This is a genomic window from Arthrobacter sp. SAFR-044, from assembly GCF_051965175.1.
Classification (GTDB): Bacteria; Actinomycetota; Actinomycetes; order Actinomycetales; family Micrococcaceae; genus Arthrobacter.
This window is the reverse complement of the sequence record NZ_JBQCMK010000040.1, coordinates 1-554: the sequence shown is the minus strand read 5'-3', so window position 1 is coordinate 554 and position 554 is coordinate 1. Positions and strand designations below refer to the sequence as shown.

Sequence of the window (554 nt, the reverse complement as noted above, 5' to 3'; positions counted from 1 at the left end):
AAGGCGTTGGAGCCGTATGACTTGTTCTGGCTGGAGGACTGCACGCCGGCGGAGAACCAGGAGGGGCTGCGCCTGGTGCGGCAGCACACCACGACGCCGCTGGCGATCGGGGAGATCTTCAACACGGTGTGGGATTACCAGACGCTGATCAAGGAACAGCTGATCGACTACGTGCGGGCCGCGTCCACGCACTTCGGCGGGATCAGCCCTCTGAAGAAGGTGATGGATTTCGCGGCGCAGTACCAGATCAAGTCCGGTTTCCACGGGCCGACGGATATTTCCCCGGTGGGGTTCGCGGCGCAGCTGCATGTGGGGTTGGCGATCCATAATTACGGGATCCAGGAGTACATGCAGCACTCGGATAAGACCAACGAGGTCTTCGAGCAGTCCATGACGTTCGTGGACGGGTACCTGCACCCGGGCGACAAGCCCGGGATCGGCGTCGAATTCAACGAAGAAGCCGCCGCAGCCTACCCGTACCAGCAGGCCTACCTGCCCTACAACCGCCTCGTCGACGGCACCGTGCATGACTGGTGAGGCATGACTGGTAAAAC

Annotated in this window: 1 protein-coding gene; it reads left to right on the top strand. The window is 61.7% G+C overall.

Annotation, left to right across the window (positions count from 1 at the left end):
• Positions 1-537 (top strand): enolase C-terminal domain-like protein (locus ACTHQS_RS21045; RefSeq protein ID WP_440172320.1); only part of this gene is annotated, 537 nt, incomplete at its 5' end.
• Between the last annotated feature and the right edge of the window lie 17 nt (positions 538-554).